Genomic DNA, 16512 nt, shown 5'->3' with positions numbered 1-16512 from the left:
CGTTGGGCGGCTGAGCGGTCTTGCGGCTAAGCGGTCTTGCGGCTAAGCGGTCTTGCCGGCGGCGGCGTCGTTGCGACGCCGAAGCCGCATCAGCGGCGGCGCGCCGCGCCGGCTGCGCACCCAACCGAGAAGGGCGAGGCCGACGCCGAGCACGGCGCCCTGCGCGATCTGCGCGACTCCGGTCGAGTAGCCGCGCACCTGCAGGTCCTGGTTGAGCACGGAGATGAACACGGCGCCCAGCGCGATGCCGACCGGGCTGACGCGGCCGCCGGACAGGATCGCGCCGCCGAGCACGACGGCGACGACTGTTGACAGCAGGTAGGGGTCGCCGAGGGTCAGATCAGGACTGCCGATCTGACCGGACAGCAACACGGCCGCGAACCCGCAGACGACCGTCGCCAACACCCACGCCGCGATGCGGTAGGTGCGCGCCCGCAGCCCGGCAAGCGTTGCCGCGCGGGTGGACGCGCTGCTGGCGACGAGCACGCGGCCCGGGACGGTCTGGTTGAGCACGAGCCAGAGCACGGCGACGAGCGCCAGCGCGAGAAACAGGATCAAGCTGACGCCGCCCCAGCTGTGCGACGCGAAGTCGGCTACCGCCGGCGGCACGTTGGACACCGACGGAACCGGTCCGCGATAGAGCCTGGTGACGCCGCCGATCAACTGCCCGGTCGCGAGGGTGACCACCAGCGCGTTGAGCCGGAAGGCTTCCACGAGCAGCCCGTTGACCAGCCCGATGACCACGCACGCCACCAGCGCGGTGACCATCGCGGTGCCGATCCCGCTGTTGGCGCCGTTCGACGCTTTCAACACGATCGTGCCGACGAGGGTGACCGTTGCCGGGATGCTGAGGTCGATGCCGCCGGTCCCGATGACGATGCCCTGTGCGAGCGAGACCAGGACGAGCACGCCGAGCACCGGGGTCACCGTGGACAGCGAACTGCGGCCGAGGAGGTGCGTGCCCAGCGCGAACTGCGACAGCAGCACGAACACGACGTCGACGCCGAAGATAATCAGCAGGATGTTCCCGCCGAACGCTCGGCGGCGGCCGACGGGCTCGGCCCCACTCGCCGGGAGGGCGGCGGACTCGGACTCGGAGAGCGCGACTGCGCTCCCGTGCGGGCGGATCCGCTGTGAGACGTCCACGGGCTCTGCCCCCTTTGCCTTTCCCTTTGGCGGCAAGCGAATCGCCGACCGCGCCGAAGTAGTGGCACGACGGTAGGCACTGGCCGCGTAGGGGTCCTGTCCCATGTTGGGACACAGGTCACACCTCGCCAGCGGCCCATTTGACGCCGTCCGGAATTGGGACAGCGACGGTTCCTGGGCGCTCCTAGGCTTCGGGTTTCGAGTGAGCCGGGAGGCCTGCATGCGCGTCGGCGTCTTCACGTTCGCCACTGATCGAGACATGGCCCCCGGACGTTTCGCGGTCGAGGTCGAGAACCGCGGGTTCGACGCGCTGATGTTCACCGAGCACTCGCACATCCCGGTCGCCAGAGAAACTCCATACCCTGAGGTATATGGCGGCGGCGTGTTGCCGGACTTCTATCAGCGGACGTACGACCCGTTCGTCGCCTGCGCCTTCGCCGCGGCGTCAACGAGCCGAATCCGCATCGGCACCGCGGTGTGCCTGCTCGCCCTGCGCGACGCCGTGCACACCGCCAAAGAGGTCGCGTCCGTCGACCGGCTGTCCGGCGGCCGGTTCGTGTTCGGCGTCGGTTTCGGCTGGAATCGCGACGAGTTCCCGACGCACGGCGTCGACTTCCGCTCCCGGCACGCACTAGTGGAGGAGAAGGTCGCCGTGCTCCGCGCGCTGTGGACACAGGAGGTCGCGTCGTTCGACGGCGCGCACCTCCGGCTGCAGCCGAGCTGGGCCTGGCCGAAGCCAGTCAGCGTCCCCCACCCGCCGGTCCTCGTCGGCGGCAATGGCCCGCGCAGCATGCGGCACGCCGCCCGATGGGCCGACGGCTGGTTCCCCACCTCGATGGCCGGCTACGACTCCCCCGCCGCCGCCGTGCGGGAGTTCCGCGAGCTCGCCGAGCAAGCCGGCCGCGACCCGGCCGCCTTGACCGTTGGCGTGGCACCGGCCAGCCTCGACGAGACATCGCTCGCGAGCTACCTCGACGCGGGTCTCGATCACGTGGATGTCGCCTGCGTCGCCGGCAGCGACGACGCGTTGCTCACCCAGCTCGACGACTACGCCGTGCTCCGCGAGAAGGCGCTGAGCTGACGCGTCAGACCGTCGGCCGGCTGGGTGCCCAGCCGGCCGAGGCTTGCCGCAACGAAGCGGGAACGGCGTCCAGCGCTGGAACATACCGCAAGGTTTGGTCCTGCAGCGCAGTGTCCAACCGCGACGACCACGTCAAGCCCGCGGGCAGTTGGCCGCGCAGCCACTCGCAGGAGATCAGGAAGTCGGCGCCGATCTGCTGCACCGCGGCGCCGCTCTCGAACAGGATGTAACCGCCCTCGGCGGGGCTCACATCCGGCGCAAGCGCGATCGTGAGGCAGGACAGGTCGTCGACATCGCCGAGGCGGATGTCCACCGTCCGCGCCGGACCGCGCCCGACCCTGACCAGCACCTACGTCGCCTTTCGACCGTCGACACGTGCCTCACATCGTGGCGGTGGGCGAGGCCGGTCAGATGTCTCGTTTTCGCACGCCTCAGCCGACGTGGTCCGGGTCAACGCGGTAATGCCGCATCTTGCGGTACAGGGTCGAACGCGAGATGCCGAGCAGCTTGGCCATCTCCACCTTGTTGCCGTGCGTCGCCGCCACCATCTCCATGATCGCGTTGACCTCGAGCTGCTCCATCTTGGTGAGGTTTCGACTCTTCGCGAACGCGCCGAGGCCGTCCGGCAACAGCTCGGGGGTGATCTCGCGCGACTGCGAGCCGGCGCTCAAACCGCGGACGACGTTCTCGAGCTGCCGCACGTTCCCCGGCCAAGGCGCACGGCTCAACGCCTGCAGCGCCGCCGTGGAAAATCGCAGCGGCACCGGCTCCGCGTGCCGCGCGACCAACAGCCGGACTATGTCGGCCACGTCCTCGGGGCGCTCGCGCAGCGGCGGCACCTCGAGGGAGACGACGCCGAGCTGATCGCGCAACCGGCGGCGGATGGCATCCGCGGACCAATCCGCGTCCGGCGTCACCGTGGCGATCACCCGGACGCCGGCGACTTCGGCAAGCTCGTCGAGCCGGACGGACAGCGCGGCCGCCCCGGCGCCGGTGACCTCGTCCGCATGACGCAGCACCAGGACCGCGTTCGGCGGCAGCTCGGCGCCAAGCCGGCGGGCCCAGTCGCGCTCGCCGGCCCAGTCGGGCTCGCCGGCCGCGGCCAGGCAATCGACGGTCACGATTGGCCGGTCGCCGGCGACAGCCCGGGCGACCTCGAACTTGCCGACGCCGGGCTCGCCGGTGATCAACAAGGGCACGCCGAGCGTGCGCTGCGCCGAGACGTGAGCGAGGAACGACTGCCAGAGCGGGCTGGACCCGGGCAGCCGGTCGAACTTCAGGGTGGCCACTCCGGCCGCGGGCGCGGACGGCGCGCTTCGCGGCGACGGCACGCGCAGAGGCGGCGCCACCTCGAGCAGCGCTCCGATGAGCCGATCGTCCAGATGCACCGGCGTGTAGGTCAGGCTCGCGACACCGCTGTCAGACATGACGACGAGCGTCCGCTCTCGCGGGGTGCGCGCGACGCCTTCGCGAATCCGCTCCCAGATGTCTCGGTGGTCGAGCGCCCGGATCGTGGGCGACGCCTGGGGTCCGGCGAGCAGCACGTCGTCGCCGACAACCGCCACGTGCCGGCCAGCCCGGGCGGCCAGCATGAAGGCGTCCAGCAACGCGCGTTCGCGCCGGCTCGAGAGGTCGAGCAACCGGCTCTCGATCTCCTGGGCGGTGCTTGCGATCAAGGAGGTGAGCAGCGGGCTCGCCTCGGTCGAGTCGGAATTGAGCGTGACGACGCCCTCGAACTTCCGGCTCAACGGATTGAAGATGGGCGCGCCGACACAGGTGAAGTCCGTGAGGATGTCGGCGAAGTGCTCTGCGCCGCAGACCAGGTGCGGCTTGCGGTCCTCGACGATCGAGCCGATGCCGTTGGTGCCGACGACTTCTTCCGACCCGGAGCCGCCGGTGTCGGAGCTGATCTTGTCCATCATCGGCAGGATGCCGGTCTGCGGCGCCCATCGGCGCAGGATCCGGGCGTTGCGATCGGCGATCAGCACACCGGCCTGCAGGCCGGACAACTGCTCAGCCAGCCGCGACAACACCGGCTCGGCCGCCCGGCACAGCGCGCTGCCGACGTTGACCTCGGAGCCGTGCGGCAGCGAATCGACCGAGTTCGAGGCGCCGCTCAGCCGCGAGCGACGCCACGACGTGAGGATCTCGGGACGCACCACGCTGGCGTAGCGCCGGTTGAGGGCGCCGTCGGCAAGGAACTGCTCTCGTGCTTCGCGCACCAGTCGAGCCGTGCCGTGCTCCATGATGCCTCTTCCCCTTGTCCCTCCCTAGGGCTCAGTGTGAGTTACGTCTCGATGAACGCCCTGTGTCAATCTGAGACACCACGAGCTGGTGGGGCTCAGGCGACGGTCCACCCGCCGTCCAGCACCATCACGCTGCCGTGCGCGAACGCCGCCTTGTCGCTCGCGAGGAACACCGCGAGATGCGCGATCTCGGCCGGTTCGGCCCATCGGCCGGCCAGGGTCTTGCCGATCATCTCGGTGACGTGCGGGTCATCGACGAGGTCGGCCGTCATCCCGGTCGAAATCGCGCCGGGGCAGATCGCGTTGACCCGGACCCCGCGAGCGCCGAAGTCGTAGGCGAGCTGCTTCGTCAGGCCGATGACCCCGTGCTTGGACGCGGTGTAGGCGGTGCCGCCGCCGCCAGCCACCCAGCCGGCGATCGACGCGGTGTTCACGATCGACCCCTTGCCCTGCGCGAGCATCGTCGGCAGCACTGCCCGGGACATCAGGAACGGCGCCGTCAGGTTGACGCTGATGATCCGGTCCCACAGCGAATCGTCGGTGTCGAGCGCGTTCGCATAGCCATCCAGCAGACCCGCGTTGTTGCACAGGACGTCGATCCGCCCGTACCGGTCGACGATCTCGCCGACGACCTCGACGATCCGTCCGCGATCTCGCAGATCAACGTGGTGGGCGCTCGCGCGCTCGTCCAGGTCTGCGGCCGTCTTGCGCGCCGCCTCCAGGTCCACGTCGAGCGCGACGACCGCGGCGCCTTCACGGTGGAACTCCTGGGCCATGGCTCGGCCGATGCCCGATCCTGCGCCGGTGACGACGACGACCTCGTCGGTGAATGACAACGCGACCACCTCCAGGTGGCCGAAGCTAGCGAGCGAACCAGTCGCCGCGCCGTCTTATATTGGGACAGGACGGCAGAGCAGGACGGCAGAGCCGACTGCCCGACGGCGGTTCAGCCGACGGCGAGTTCGGCAACTCCCTCGGCGAATGGCGTCCGGGCCGACCAGGCGAGGTTCCGGCGCAACGCGGACGAGTCGGCGGTGATGTGCCGGACGTCGCCCAGCCGGTACTCCCCCGTCACATGTGGGGTCGGGCCGCCGACCGCGGCTGCGAGCGCACCGGCGAGGTCGCCGACGGTGCGCGGGGTTCCGGACCCGACGTTGTAGGCGAGGCTCGCCGGACCAGCGTCGGCGCCGGTCGCAACCGACCCCGCCGACTCTCCAGCGATCGATTCGGCGGCCGCGACAGTGGCCGTGGCGATGTCGCGCACATGCACGAAGTCGCGCCGCTGCCCGCCGTCCTCGAACACCCGGGGCGCGTCGCCGCGCCGCAGCGCCGACAGAAACAGCGCCGCGACACCGGCATACGGGGTGTCGCGCGGCAGGCCCGGGCCGTACACGTTGTGGTATCGCAGCGCGACAACCCGCCCATCGGTCGAGCGCGCCCACACCGTCGCCAGCTGCTCCTGCCCCAGCTTGCTGACGGCATAGGCGTTGCGCGGGTCGAGTGGCGCGTCCTCCGCAACGAGAGCGTGGCCGAGCGGCCGGCCGCAGCGTGGGCACGGCGCCTCGAACCGCCCGGCGCGCAGGTCTGCCTCGGCGCGCACGCCGGGCCGGGTCAGGCCGTGCTCGGCGCACTCGCCCAGACCCTCGCCGTAGACGACCATCGAGCTGGCCAGCACCAGCCGGCGCACGCCGGCTCGGGCCATCGCCGCGAGCAGCACGGCGGTGCCGTGCACGTTGGAGTCGGCGTAATCGGGCAGATCCTGGACGTCCACGCCCAGGCCGACCTTGGCCGCGAGATGAATCACGACCTCGACGCCGGCCAGGGCCGCGTCGACAGCGGCCGCGTCCCGGACATCGCCCACCTGTAGACCGGGAATCTCGGGCCGTGCGCCTCGGTGGACGTCGGCGCGCAAGGAGTCGAGCACCCGCACGTCATGGCCGCCGGCGAGCACTTCGGACAGGACGTGCCGGCCGATGAAGCCCGCTCCGCCGGTCAGCAGCACGCGCACGGTCCTGCCCCTTCGTCTGGGTGCCATGCCGACGGCATGGCGGCTACGAAAACGATCGGGTGGCCACCGTAGTGGCCACCCGATCGAGTGGTGTTTCTAGCGATCGGTCAGGAACCGGTCGCCATGATCGTCGCGACGCCGATCAGCAGGCCGCCCTTCACCGCAGTGGTCTTGAAGGCGGTGTCGAGGAGCTTCGCCGCGCCGCTGTTCAGCAGCACGCGCGTGCCGGTCAGGTCGGCCACGCCGTTGGTGATCGTGATCGGCTTGAGCGTGCTGCCGTCGAGGTCGAACAGGGTGGTGCCGGCCGGCGCGGCGGTCTTGCCGTTGAGCAGCACCTCACCGGTCAGCTTCGAGTTCTTGCCCGGGTCGACGACGAAGTTCTGGAGCGTCACCTTGGTCGCGCCGGCGGTCAGCGTGAGGCCGCTGCCGTTGTGGTCCAGTTCGCCCTGGACGTAAGGGTTGACTGCGCCCTTCTTGTAGACCGTCACGTGTCCGCCGGTGATCGGGAAGGACACCGTTCCGGTGGCAGCGTCCAACTTGGCCGTGCCGGTGATGCCAGGAGTGAGCTTGAGCGTGGTGAGCGCCGACACGAAGCCGGCGTCCAGCTTGACCGCGGTCGTGTTGCCGGTCACGGTCTTGAGGGTCGCGACGGGCTTCTTGTCGCCGCCGCTGCTGCTGCAGGCTGCGGCGCCGGTTGCGACGGCGGCGCTTACGCCCACCGCCACGAGAACTTTGGTGATCTTGCGCATGACGAGATCTCCTTGCGTGTTGAATGTGCGCCCCTCGGATCTCGAGAGGCTGGCCAGGTGGCTCTGCAAATGAATTCGCCATTTGTGAGCGGACGGTTCCACCGCTTTCAAGAATCTCCGCCCGTTATCAGCTCGATACCGTCGCAGCATGACCGACCTGGACATCGTGCTGCCGTGCCTCAACGAGGCGCTGGCCCTGCCCTGGGTCCTCGCCCGCATCCCCGAGGGCGCGCGGGCGATCGTCGTGGACAACGGGTCGACGGACGGTTCCGCGGAGCTGGCTGAGCAACTGGGCGCGACCGTCGTCCGCGCGCAGACCTTGGGGTACGGAGCGGCGTGTCACGCGGGCCTGCTCGCCGCGACGGCAGAGTTCGTCGCGGTCTGCGACTGCGACGCCTCGCTCGACCCGCGGGACGCGACCGCGTTGCAGCGTCGGGTCGAAGGGGGCGCGGATCTGGTGATCTGCCGGCGGCGTCCGCAGACGTGGCGCGCGTGGTCCCTCTTCGCACGCATCGCGAATAAGGAGCTCGCGCGCCGAATCCGACACCGCACCGGCGCGCGAATAGTCGACGTGGGTCCGATGCGAGTTGCCCGGCGCGAAGCGCTGCTTTCTCTCGATCTCGCCGACCGTCGGTCCGGCTATCCGGTCGAGACGGTCGTCGCCGCCGTCAAACGCGGATGGCGCATCGAGCAGGTCGACGTCGTCTATCGCGAGCGCATCGGGGTGTCGAAGGTGACCGGCACGCTGCGCGGCAGCATCCAGGCCGTGCGCGACATGAGCGCGGTGCTCGACGCGTGATCGACACCTGCATCGTGCTGGCCAAGGAACCCTTGGCCGGCCGGGTGAAAACCCGCCTCTCCCCCGGCTTCACGCCGGACCAGGCGGCCGAACTCGCCGCTGCCGCGCTGCGCGACACGCTCAGCGCAGTCGAGCAGGTGCCCGCCCGCCGTCGCCTGCTCGCCTTCGACGGCCCGACCGCGGCGTGGGCCCCCGCAGGCTGGCGAACGACCCGTCAACCAGCAGGAGGTTTGGACGTCCGGCTTGCTGCGGCGTTCGAGGCGGCCGGCGCCGGCAACGCCGTGCTCGTGGGTATGGACACCCCTCAGCTGCACGCCTCCCAGCTCGCCGCGTTCGATCCGGCGCGCTTCGACGCCTGCCTCGGCCTGGCTCGCGACGGCGGTTACTGGACGCTCGGGCTGCGCGACATCCGACTTGCCGGCGCGGCGATCATTGGCGTGCCGATGTCCTGCTCGGACACCGGCGCCCGGCAACGGGAACGACTCGTCGCTTTGGGCTTACGGGTGCAGTTGCTCGACGAGCTGGTCGACGTCGACACTCCGGCTGACGCATACGACGTGGCCGAGCGCGCCCCGCACACCGGATTCGCCCGCGCGCTGAGCCGGCTGCGCCCCGGCATCGCCCAGGACGCGGGCTGATGCGCACGTCGACGCGCCGACAGCCGGCCTTCGCCAGCGTGCTGCGGCACTACGAGCACGCCTTGCGCACCGGATCGCCGCTCGACCTGCGCGGTGCGGACGGCGGCGCCGTGCGCTTCGACGTCCGGCCCTGGCTGGCCCGTGCGGACGACGCGGACCAGACCGTGGTGCGCCACTGCACCGGCCCCACGCTCGACGTCGGATGTGGGCCGGGCCGACTCGTCGCGGCGCTGCAGGCGCACGGCGTGGACGCGCTCGGCGTCGACGTGTCGCCCGCCGCGGTGGCGATGACCCGGCGGCGCGGGGCGCCCGCCGTGCTGGCCAGCGTCTTCGAGCCGATGCCGCGCGAGGGCGAGTGGGCGACAGTGGTGCTGCTCGACGGCAACATCGGAATCGGCGGCGACCCGCTCGCGCTGCTTCGCCGGACCGGCGAGCTGCTGCGGCCGGGCGGCCACGTGGTCGTGGAGACCGCCCGCGACCCGGCGGCGGACGAGCGTCTGCACCTTCGAGTGCCGAGTGAGGCGATCGGCGGGGGTTTCCGCTGGGCGAACGTCGGCGCCAACTCGCTCGCCGGCTACGCCGAAACCGCGCAGCTGTGGCCCGTCGCCGGCTGGCGCGCGGGCGAGCGCACCTTCGCGGTGCTGGAGAGCGTCGCCGCGCCGGCGGTGGCGACCGCCGTGCTCGCCGCCAGCTGACCTACGGCCTCCGATGATCTCGGCCCCGCCGTGCGAAACCGCGGCCCAGCCGAGATCACCGCGGAACGAGAGGGTCCGACCCTATTTGATGACGGCGTCGATAGTTTTCTTCAACGCCGAGGGCTGCAGCGGCGAACGCGGCGCGCGCTCCTTGGCCGCGAGCAACCGCTCGCCGATGTCGGCGAGCTGCTTGCGGCCGAGGCCGGCGCGCACCTTCGGAAACCACTCGTCCTCCTCTTCCTCGATGTGATGCGTGACGTTCTCGATCAGCACGGTGGTCTTCGCGTCGAAGCGCTCGGCGGTTGCCGGCAGCGCGTAGAGCTCCGTCACCAGCAGGTCGGCCACATGGTGTTCCTCGTAGCTCTCGAGCACGTCGTCCTCGAGGTCGGGCAGCAGCGAGCGGACCTCCGGGTACATGATCTCGTTCTCGATGTAGGTGTGCACGGTCAGCAGTTCGATCATGGTGGCGACCAGCGCTGCCTTGCGGTCGGGGTTGTCGCCGGCCTTCTCGAAGTCGCGGAAGACCTTGCGGATCTCCTTATGGTCGTTCTTCAGCACCACGATCGCGTCGGTGGACATGCGGGCTCCTCGGGCTGAGACGGATGGGAAGTGAACGAACCGGACGGCACGGACTGAACGACACGGAATGCGCCAAGCACGCCGACTCGGTCAAGGGATACCCCGATCGGCGATCCACACTCCCGCAGTCGGCGAACTTGCTGTTACGATCGACGTGGTTGTCAGCAAGTTTCCTCGGTCAAGAAGGCGCGCAGGAGCTCTGCTTAGCGTTCGTCTTGGTCTCTCTCGAGAGTCAGGCACTCGCACGACCCGGCCGGCGCACGGTGCGCCGACCGCACGCCTGCACGAGGAGATCGGCAATGGCTCAAGGCACCGTCAAGTGGTTCAACAGCGAGAAGGGCTTCGGCTTCATCGCTCCGGACGACGGCGGCAAGGACGTGTTCGTTCACTACTCCGCCATCAGCGGCAACGGCTATCGCAGCCTGGAAGAGAACCAGCGCGTCGAGTTCACCACCACGCAGGGCCAGAAGGGCCTGCAGGCGGAGGACGTGCGCGCCGTCTGACGCACCAGACGTAAGAAAGCGCCCCGCCGACTCAGGTCGGCGGGGCGCTTTTCGTCGTCCGCAAGCTCTTGCGCAGCTCAGCGACTTGGCGGCTGGCCCGCTTCCTCGGCCGCCGTCGCGCCGGTGCCGGGCTGCTGCGGGTATCCCTGCTGTGGATAGCCCTGCTGCGGATAGCCCTGCTGCGGGTAACCCTGCTGCGGGTAACCCTGCTGCGGCTGCTGACCCCCCTGTGCCGGGACCGCGGGCACCTCGCGACGGCCGCTGTCCTGGCCGCTGCTCTGATCGCCGCCCTGATCGTTGTCCTGGTGGCCGCGGCCGGGCAGGTGCAGGCGTTCGGCCAGCCCGGGCTTTTCGTCGTTGTCCTGAGCGGCGTCGTCGTGCTCGGACACATCTTCGCTCTGGCGCGCGGGTGCCTCCGACTCGCCGCGCCGCTCATCCGCGAGTCGCTGGTCGACGCGAGCGTGCTCCTCTTCACGGCGCGCTTCGGCCATCCGCCGCTCGCGGATCGCCTCGTCAGCGGCGCGCTGGTCGGCCAGCTGACGCTCTTCCCGCTCGGCGGCGCGCACGTCGCGCAGGCTGACGACCGAGAGCCGGCCAAATGCACTGGCGGCGAGGAAGAGGATGACGGCGCCCAAGAGGCTGAACAGCGCGAGCGACTCCAGCGTGCGCAAGCCGTTGCTCGAGCCGGCAGGCGTGCCCGGCGAGCCGAGGTGCAGCAGCGAGGCCAGGCTGGGCCCGACGATGAACCAGGCGCCGCCGGCGATGCCGAGCCAGGCGCCGAGCAGGGTCGTCAGCCGGCTGCGGCTCAGCAGCAGGAGGACACCGCCGATGACGACGACGGCGCCGGGCAACACCTCCAGCCAAAAGCGCGCAGCCATCCACGTCCACGCCTTGTCCGGGGTGAAGGAGAAGTGGAAGTAGGGGCCGACGAACGGGATCAGCGCGCCCCACAACCCGAGCAGCAGCAACAACAGCCCGCTCGTCGCGCCGCGGGTGCGCGGCAGGGTGCGCCGCGGGCTGACGTGTTCTTCGTTGTCCATTTGGATCTCCTCGTCCGCGCGGCCTCGGCGCCGCGGCATGAGCCCGGGCCGGAGCGGTCGCCCGCTCCGGCCCGAGATGTTCGCTTTAGCGGGTGGCGGTGCCGTCACCCTCGACGTCGATCCGCTCCTGGCGGACCTCTTCGCTGACCTGCTCCTGGTCGGTGACCGTCTCGGTGGCGAGGCGCACGCGCTCGACCGGCACGGCCTCCTTCTGCACGACCGGCCGCTCTGCGTGCAGGGTGACCTCGTGCTCTTCCTCGCTGATCGCCGGGCCGTCGGCCGCGTCGCCGATGTTGGCGTCGGTGATCGGCTCGCGCTCAACGCGGACCTCTTCGTGCGAGACCGGCACCGTCTGGGTGACGTTCTCGGTGACGATGTACTTGCGCAGCTTCGCGCGGCCGGCGGCGACCTGCTCGGTGCCGACGTGCAGCTGCTCCTCCGAGCGGGTCATGGCGTTGTCGGTGTTCGGGCCGGAGGTGTCGTGTCCCGGGCCGCCGGCGCCGCCGGTGGTGTCGGCGTCGAACGTGCCCTCGTTGGCCGGCCGGGCGCTGCCGATCACCTCGGCGTAGTAGTCGTAGAGCGCGTCCTGCTCCTGCTCGCTCAGGTGGCCGTCGTCCTCGACGGTCGGCGCGTCCTTGACCTTGGCCTTGTCGACCGACAGCGTCAGGTTCTCGCCGTCCTGGCTGGCGCCGGCGAGCGGGGCGAAGCTGTCCTTGTTGCCGAACAGGCCGGTCTTCACGGTCACCCACACCGGCTGGCCGGTGGTGTCGTCCAGGTAGACCTGGCCTGCCTTGCCGATCTTGTCGCCGTCGCGGTCTACGACCGTGGCGCCGGCAATCGTTGCGGGATCGCTGATGGTGGTCATGCGGAACTCCTTTTTCGGGGGTTTCCGGCGGCGGATCTCGTCACCGGTCGGGCTGCGACGAGCCGCGATCTGGCGGCGTCGTCACTTCGTGCTGGAATGCGCCGCGCTCAGCGGCCGTCCGAGGAACCCATCGTGCGTTCGCGGACCTTGCTGGCGCGCTCGGCGCGCTCCTTCTCGTCGTCGTCGAGCTTGCGGGTGTCCCGCAGGTCGGCGAACGGCTCCAGGTCCTCCGGCATGCCGGCCTGGATGTGCCGTTCGCGCTGGGTCTCGGCGTTGAACTCCGCGCCCAGCAGGATGGCGATGTTGGTGATCCACAACCAGACGAGGAAGATGATCACCGTGGCGAGCGAGCCGTAGGTCTTGTTGTACGAGCCGGAGAAGGCGACGTACACCGCGAACAGGGCCGAGGCGAGCAGCCACACGACAACCGCGATCACTCCGCCGGGCGTGACCCACCTGAACTTCGGCTGCTTGACGTTCGGCGTGGCCTTGTAGAGCAACGAGAACATCACGCTGACGATGATCAGCAGGACTGGCCACTTGGCGATGTCCCAGATGAGCACCGCGGTGTCGCCAATGCCGAACGCCTTGCCCACCTGGGTGGCGATCGGGCCGGTGACGACGACCAGCACCAGGGCCAGCACCAGCATGATCACCAGCGCCAGAGTGGTCAGCAGCCGGACCGGCGCCGTCTTCCAGATCGGCCGGCCCTCATCCACGTCGTAGATGGCGTTGGACGCCCGCATGAACGCGGCGACATAGCCGGACGCCGACCACAAGGCCACCGCGATACCGATGATCGCCGCGATGCCAGCAGTGCCGGCCTTGCCCTGCACCTGGTTGATCACCGTCGTGAGGAAGGACTTGACCCCGCCCGGGGCGACGGTGCCGAGGTTGTTCAGCACGGTCTGCGTCGTCGATTTGCCCAGCAGGCCCAACACCGAGACGAGCACCAACATCGCCGGGAAGATGGCCAGCACGCCGAAGTAGGTGAGGGCGGCCGCCCGGTCGGTGATGTCATCGTGTTTGAACTGCTTGAGCGAGCGCTTGAGCACTTGAACCCAGCCGGCCTTCGGCATGTCCGTCGGCTGCTCCGGCTCTCGCCCGGCCGACTGGCCCGAGGCGTCTTCGGCGGACCGCTCTGAGCCGTCCTCGGCGGCGCGCGAGTCGCCCTTCGGCGGCTTCGCGTCGGCGCCGTTCGCGTGCGCTGTGCTGGCCATGGAGGTTCCTCTGGTTCCTGGAGAGTGGGGATTCGCCTACTGCTGGAGGGGTTGCTTGACGTCGTCCGCGGCGTGCCGGGCCTGGTCTGCGGTGTCCTGGGCGGCGTCCGTCGCTGCGGTCTTGACCTGCTCCACCGACTGCTGGACGGGCTCCTTGAGGTTCTGCGCGATCTCCTGACCGACCTGCTTGGCCGGCTCGGCGAGCTGCTTGGCCTTGGCCTCGGCCTGCGCCGCGACCTGTTGCTCCGCCTGCGACGCGGGAGCGAGGGACGACACCAGCCAGCCCACGCCGAACGCGATCAGCCCGACCGCAAGGGGGTTGCCCTGCGCCTGCGACTTGACCGCCTGCGGCGCGTTGCTCGCCGCGCTCGACAGGCTCGAGGCCTTGTCCTGCAGCGCCGACTGGGCGTTCGAGACGCCCGAACCCAGGTTGCCGTTGGCGCCCTGCGCCGAGCCCATCACCTTCTCGCGCAGCGACGCAGCGCTGGTCTTCACGCTGTCCACGCGCCGGCCCACCACCTTGCTGGGCGAGACCTTCTCGTTGAGCCGGTCCACGTCGCCGCTGAGCTGCGCGCGGGTCCGCTCGATCTCTTGCTGGATCTCATCAGGGGTCGTCATCTCGTCTGTCTCCTCAAAGAAGTCTCGGGTGCCTGCCGAAAGCGGGCCGGCTCACTGCATTCGCGCACTTGGATCACTGGGACTTGAACGCCCCGGGCACTTCGCGCACCGTTTCCACGGTCCGTTCCGGCTTCGGGTTGACCTTGCGCAACGTGCCGCGGCCGACGACGAACAACACCGCGCCGATCGCCGCCCACACGACGGCCACGATCAGCGCCGCCCACCCGACGTCCATCGCGTTCGCCAGCCCCCACCACAGGGCGAAGGACAGGAACAACACGACCATGTAGCCGGCGAAACCGGCGCCGCCGAGCATCCCCGCGCCCTTGCCCGCCTTGGCCACCTCGGCTTTCACCTCGGCCTTGGCGAGCTCCACCTCTTGGCGCATCAACGTCGAAAGGTCCCTGGTCACGTCGCCCAGCAACTGGCCGACCGACACCTCGCGGATGTCGGAGTCCGCCGTGGGCGCGGCGGTCTGCGCGGCAGGGCCAGATGACGCGGTCACGCCAGGCCGCCGGGCGTGGCGTCGGTGTTCGTGGCGGTTTCGGCGTCACCGCTGTCGTTCTGGTGGACGGCGACCACGCCGCGGGTCAGCCGGCCGGCCAGCACCCCGGCCGCCAACGCGCCGAGCACGAAAGTGCCGGGATGCTGCTGCGCGTATGTCCGGGCTTCGCCCAGCAGGTCCCCGGGCTCCCGGGACTCCAGCCAGGACGCCACGCCGTGCACCCGCTCGCCCGCCTGGCCGACGAGCGCGCTTGCCTGACCGGACTGGTCGCCGCTGCTCGACATCGAGTTCAGCTCGTCGCCCAGCGATCGCAGCGTGCCGATGGCGTTCTGATGCTGCGCCTTCGCCTGCTCGCGCAGTTGCGACTGGGCCTCGCCCACCACATTGCGGGCCTGCGCCTTCGCCTCCTGCGCCACGTCCTGCGCCTTGTCGGCCGCCGTCGACGCGACGTCGCCGGCCGCCTGCTTGCCGGCCTGCGCGGTGTCCGCGGCCTTCTGCTTCGCCGAGTCGGCGGCAGAGTCCGACCCGTCGGCGGCGGTCGGCTCGGCGGACAGGCCGGGCACGGTCAGCACCGGCTCGGAGTAGGGGGAGGGGTGTCCGGTCTCGTGGCCGGTGAACGACTGATCGGTCATGGTTTCTCCGAGTACGTCTGGACCCGCGAGCGCGCGCCAGCAGTCGGCCGGTCAGGCCGACGAGGACGTGTGCGGGTGATGGTTGGACGATCGAGGAGCGCTGCCGCTGCCACAGCGCCCGGCGATCGCTTCGCTAGCAGTGGCGTCCCGAGTTTGGAACCGCACTGCCCTTACACCCGAAACCTGCCCGCTTTGCGACGCTGATAACAGGTTCGTCGGGATGTAATTCTCGTGAGGCGCGAAACGGGCAACTTGGGCGTTCAGCTGCCCGCAGGCAGGGCTTCCTGGATCCGATTGAGCAGCTGGTCGAGGCCCGCCACGAACTCGGCCTCGTAGCGGTCCTCGGTCAGCCCCGCCCGCAGCTCCCGCACGATCGGGAACCGAACGGAGTCGACCTCCCCGACCGGATCGATCAGCTCGTGCGGGTGTTCGGCCGCGTCCAGCGAGGCGCGGTCGTCGACGGTGCGGGTCGGACTGAGCGAGCCTGGGATCGGATCCGCTGCCGAGGCGGGCTCGGCGTCGCCGGCCGCCGAGCTGTCCGTGTGGCCGCCGCGCTGGAAGGAGCCGTCGCCCGGCTTCGGATCGCGCAGCGCCATCGCGCTCGTCTCCAGCAGGAGATAGCCGAGCAGGAAGCTGTTGAAGCTGCGGTAGGCGAAGAGCACCTGTTCGTCGTCGAACCCCGCCGCGCGCAGATTGCCGAGCATCTCCTCGACCCAGCGCAGCGACCGCAACGGCGGATTGATCCACGGCGCCTCCGGCGGCCGGGTCGCCACGAGCGGGAAGGCGTGCGGGTGCGCGCGCGCGTAGCGACGCACCCCCCACGCAAGCCGGGACAGGTAATCGCGCCACCCCGCCGAGGCGTCGCGGCGCACCTCCGGATCGGCTTCGAGCTCATCGACGACGTGCTCGACCACCAGATCGAACAACTCGTCGCGGCTGCGCACGTAGCGGTAGAGCGACATCGCGCGCACTCCGAGCCGGTCGCCGACCGAGCGCATCGAGGTCATCGCGATGCCCTCGTCGTCGATCAGGGCGAGCGTCTCGGCGACGATGCGCTCCAACGACAGACCGCGGGCGCCCCGTCGCCCGGGAGGCTGATCGTTACTCGCCGACACATGTCCATTGTTGCCGCTCGCCCTCTCGCGTAGACGGGGTGGGTCGATCATGTCCAGGAGACCGCGGCGCGGC

Annotated in this window: 19 protein-coding genes; 5 read left to right on the top strand and 14 right to left on the bottom strand. The window is 70.1% G+C overall.

The genetic code is table 11. The features are described 5' to 3' along the window. Nucleotides 1-42: 42 nt before the first annotated feature. The gene (locus tag ACFFBG_RS01040; protein WP_375474727.1) at nt 43-1146 is read right to left on the bottom strand and encodes an ABC transporter permease; all 1104 of its coding nucleotides are present in this window, start codon (nt 1144-1146) and stop codon (nt 43-45) included. Between the two features lie 220 nt (nt 1147-1366). Between ACFFBG_RS01040 and ACFFBG_RS01035 the strand changes: the two genes are divergently transcribed. Then, complete coding sequence (locus ACFFBG_RS01035; RefSeq protein WP_375474726.1) at nt 1367-2227, top strand: LLM class F420-dependent oxidoreductase; 861 nt, start codon at nt 1367-1369, stop codon at nt 2225-2227. 4 nt (nt 2228-2231) lie between these two features. On the opposite strand, the gene ACFFBG_RS01030 is transcribed toward ACFFBG_RS01035, so the two are convergent. The 5 genes from ACFFBG_RS01030 to ACFFBG_RS01010 form a co-directional block, all read right to left on the bottom strand. Beyond that, on the bottom strand, nt 2232-2576 hold the full coding sequence (locus ACFFBG_RS01030) for a hypothetical protein (RefSeq protein WP_375474724.1): 345 nt from the start codon (nt 2574-2576) through the stop codon (nt 2232-2234). Between the two features lie 82 nt (nt 2577-2658). Then, nucleotides 2659-4473: a sigma-54-dependent Fis family transcriptional regulator gene (locus ACFFBG_RS01025; protein ID WP_375474722.1), complete on the bottom strand. Its 1815-nt coding sequence runs from the start codon at nt 4471-4473 to the stop codon at nt 2659-2661. A gap of 95 nt (nt 4474-4568) precedes the next feature. Next, complete coding sequence (locus tag ACFFBG_RS01020; protein ID WP_375474721.1) at nt 4569-5318, bottom strand: glucose 1-dehydrogenase; 750 nt, start codon at nt 5316-5318, stop codon at nt 4569-4571. A 101-nt stretch (nt 5319-5419) separates the two neighbouring features. Further along, nucleotides 5420-6481: an NAD-dependent epimerase/dehydratase family protein gene (locus ACFFBG_RS01015; RefSeq protein ID WP_375474719.1), complete on the bottom strand. Its 1062-nt coding sequence runs from the start codon at nt 6479-6481 to the stop codon at nt 5420-5422. Nucleotides 6482-6588: 107 nt separating this feature from the next. Continuing rightward, nucleotides 6589-7230 (bottom strand): hypothetical protein, encoded by a 642-nt coding sequence (locus tag ACFFBG_RS01010; RefSeq protein WP_375474717.1) that lies wholly within the window; start codon nt 7228-7230, stop codon nt 6589-6591. Between the two features lie 148 nt (nt 7231-7378). On the opposite strand from ACFFBG_RS01010, the gene ACFFBG_RS01005 reads away from it, so the two are divergent. From ACFFBG_RS01005 to ACFFBG_RS00995, 3 genes are read left to right on the top strand one after another with little or no spacing between them, the layout of a single operon-like run. Next, nucleotides 7379-8029, top strand: coding sequence for a glycosyltransferase family 2 protein (locus ACFFBG_RS01005; RefSeq protein ID WP_375474715.1), 651 nt, complete (start codon nt 7379-7381; stop codon nt 8027-8029). After that, on the top strand, nt 8029-8667 hold the full coding sequence (locus tag ACFFBG_RS01000; RefSeq protein WP_375476181.1) for a DUF2064 domain-containing protein: 639 nt from the start codon (nt 8029-8031) through the stop codon (nt 8665-8667). Before ACFFBG_RS01005 ends, ACFFBG_RS01000 begins: the two co-directional genes overlap by 1 nt. Further along, complete coding sequence (locus ACFFBG_RS00995; protein ID WP_375474713.1) at nt 8667-9362, top strand: class I SAM-dependent methyltransferase; 696 nt, start codon at nt 8667-8669, stop codon at nt 9360-9362. Before ACFFBG_RS01000 ends, ACFFBG_RS00995 begins: the two co-directional genes overlap by 1 nt. Before the next feature lie 81 nt (nt 9363-9443). On the opposite strand, the gene ACFFBG_RS00990 is transcribed toward ACFFBG_RS00995, so the two are convergent. Next, nucleotides 9444-9941: a hemerythrin domain-containing protein gene (locus ACFFBG_RS00990; protein ID WP_375474711.1), complete on the bottom strand. Its 498-nt coding sequence runs from the start codon at nt 9939-9941 to the stop codon at nt 9444-9446. 299 nt (nt 9942-10240) lie between these two features. On the opposite strand from ACFFBG_RS00990, the gene ACFFBG_RS00985 reads away from it, so the two are divergent. After that, on the top strand, nt 10241-10444 hold the full coding sequence (locus tag ACFFBG_RS00985) for a cold-shock protein (RefSeq protein WP_375474709.1): 204 nt from the start codon (nt 10241-10243) through the stop codon (nt 10442-10444). Nucleotides 10445-10521: 77 nt separating this feature from the next. On the opposite strand, the gene ACFFBG_RS00980 is transcribed toward ACFFBG_RS00985, so the two are convergent. The 7 genes from ACFFBG_RS00980 to ACFFBG_RS00950 form a co-directional block, all read right to left on the bottom strand. Next, nucleotides 10522-11484: a hypothetical protein gene (locus tag ACFFBG_RS00980; RefSeq protein ID WP_375474707.1), complete on the bottom strand. Its 963-nt coding sequence runs from the start codon at nt 11482-11484 to the stop codon at nt 10522-10524. A gap of 85 nt (nt 11485-11569) precedes the next feature. Continuing rightward, nucleotides 11570-12349, bottom strand: coding sequence for a DUF2382 domain-containing protein (locus tag ACFFBG_RS00975; RefSeq protein WP_375474705.1), 780 nt, complete (start codon nt 12347-12349; stop codon nt 11570-11572). A gap of 107 nt (nt 12350-12456) precedes the next feature. After that, entirely contained in the window at nt 12457-13569 is a 1113-nt protein-coding gene (locus ACFFBG_RS00970) for a YihY/virulence factor BrkB family protein (RefSeq protein WP_375474703.1), read from the bottom strand. Nucleotides 13570-13605: 36 nt separating this feature from the next. Beyond that, complete coding sequence (locus ACFFBG_RS00965; RefSeq protein WP_375474701.1) at nt 13606-14187, bottom strand: DUF3618 domain-containing protein; 582 nt, start codon at nt 14185-14187, stop codon at nt 13606-13608. Nucleotides 14188-14260: 73 nt separating this feature from the next. Beyond that, on the bottom strand, nt 14261-14692 hold the full coding sequence (locus tag ACFFBG_RS00960) for a phage holin family protein (protein WP_375474699.1): 432 nt from the start codon (nt 14690-14692) through the stop codon (nt 14261-14263). Further along, nucleotides 14689-15324, bottom strand: coding sequence for a hypothetical protein (locus ACFFBG_RS00955; protein ID WP_375474697.1), 636 nt, complete (start codon nt 15322-15324; stop codon nt 14689-14691). The genes ACFFBG_RS00960 and ACFFBG_RS00955 overlap by 4 nt, the downstream gene beginning before the upstream one ends. A 260-nt stretch (nt 15325-15584) precedes the next feature. Further along, the gene (locus ACFFBG_RS00950; RefSeq protein ID WP_375474695.1) at nt 15585-16385 is read right to left on the bottom strand and encodes a TetR/AcrR family transcriptional regulator; all 801 of its coding nucleotides are present in this window, start codon (nt 16383-16385) and stop codon (nt 15585-15587) included. Between the last annotated feature and the right edge of the window lie 127 nt (nt 16386-16512).

This window comes from uncultured Jatrophihabitans sp. (assembly GCF_964251945.1).
GTDB lineage: Bacteria > Actinomycetota > Actinomycetes > Mycobacteriales > Jatrophihabitantaceae > Jatrophihabitans.
This window is presented reverse-complemented; position numbering and strand designations above follow the sequence as displayed.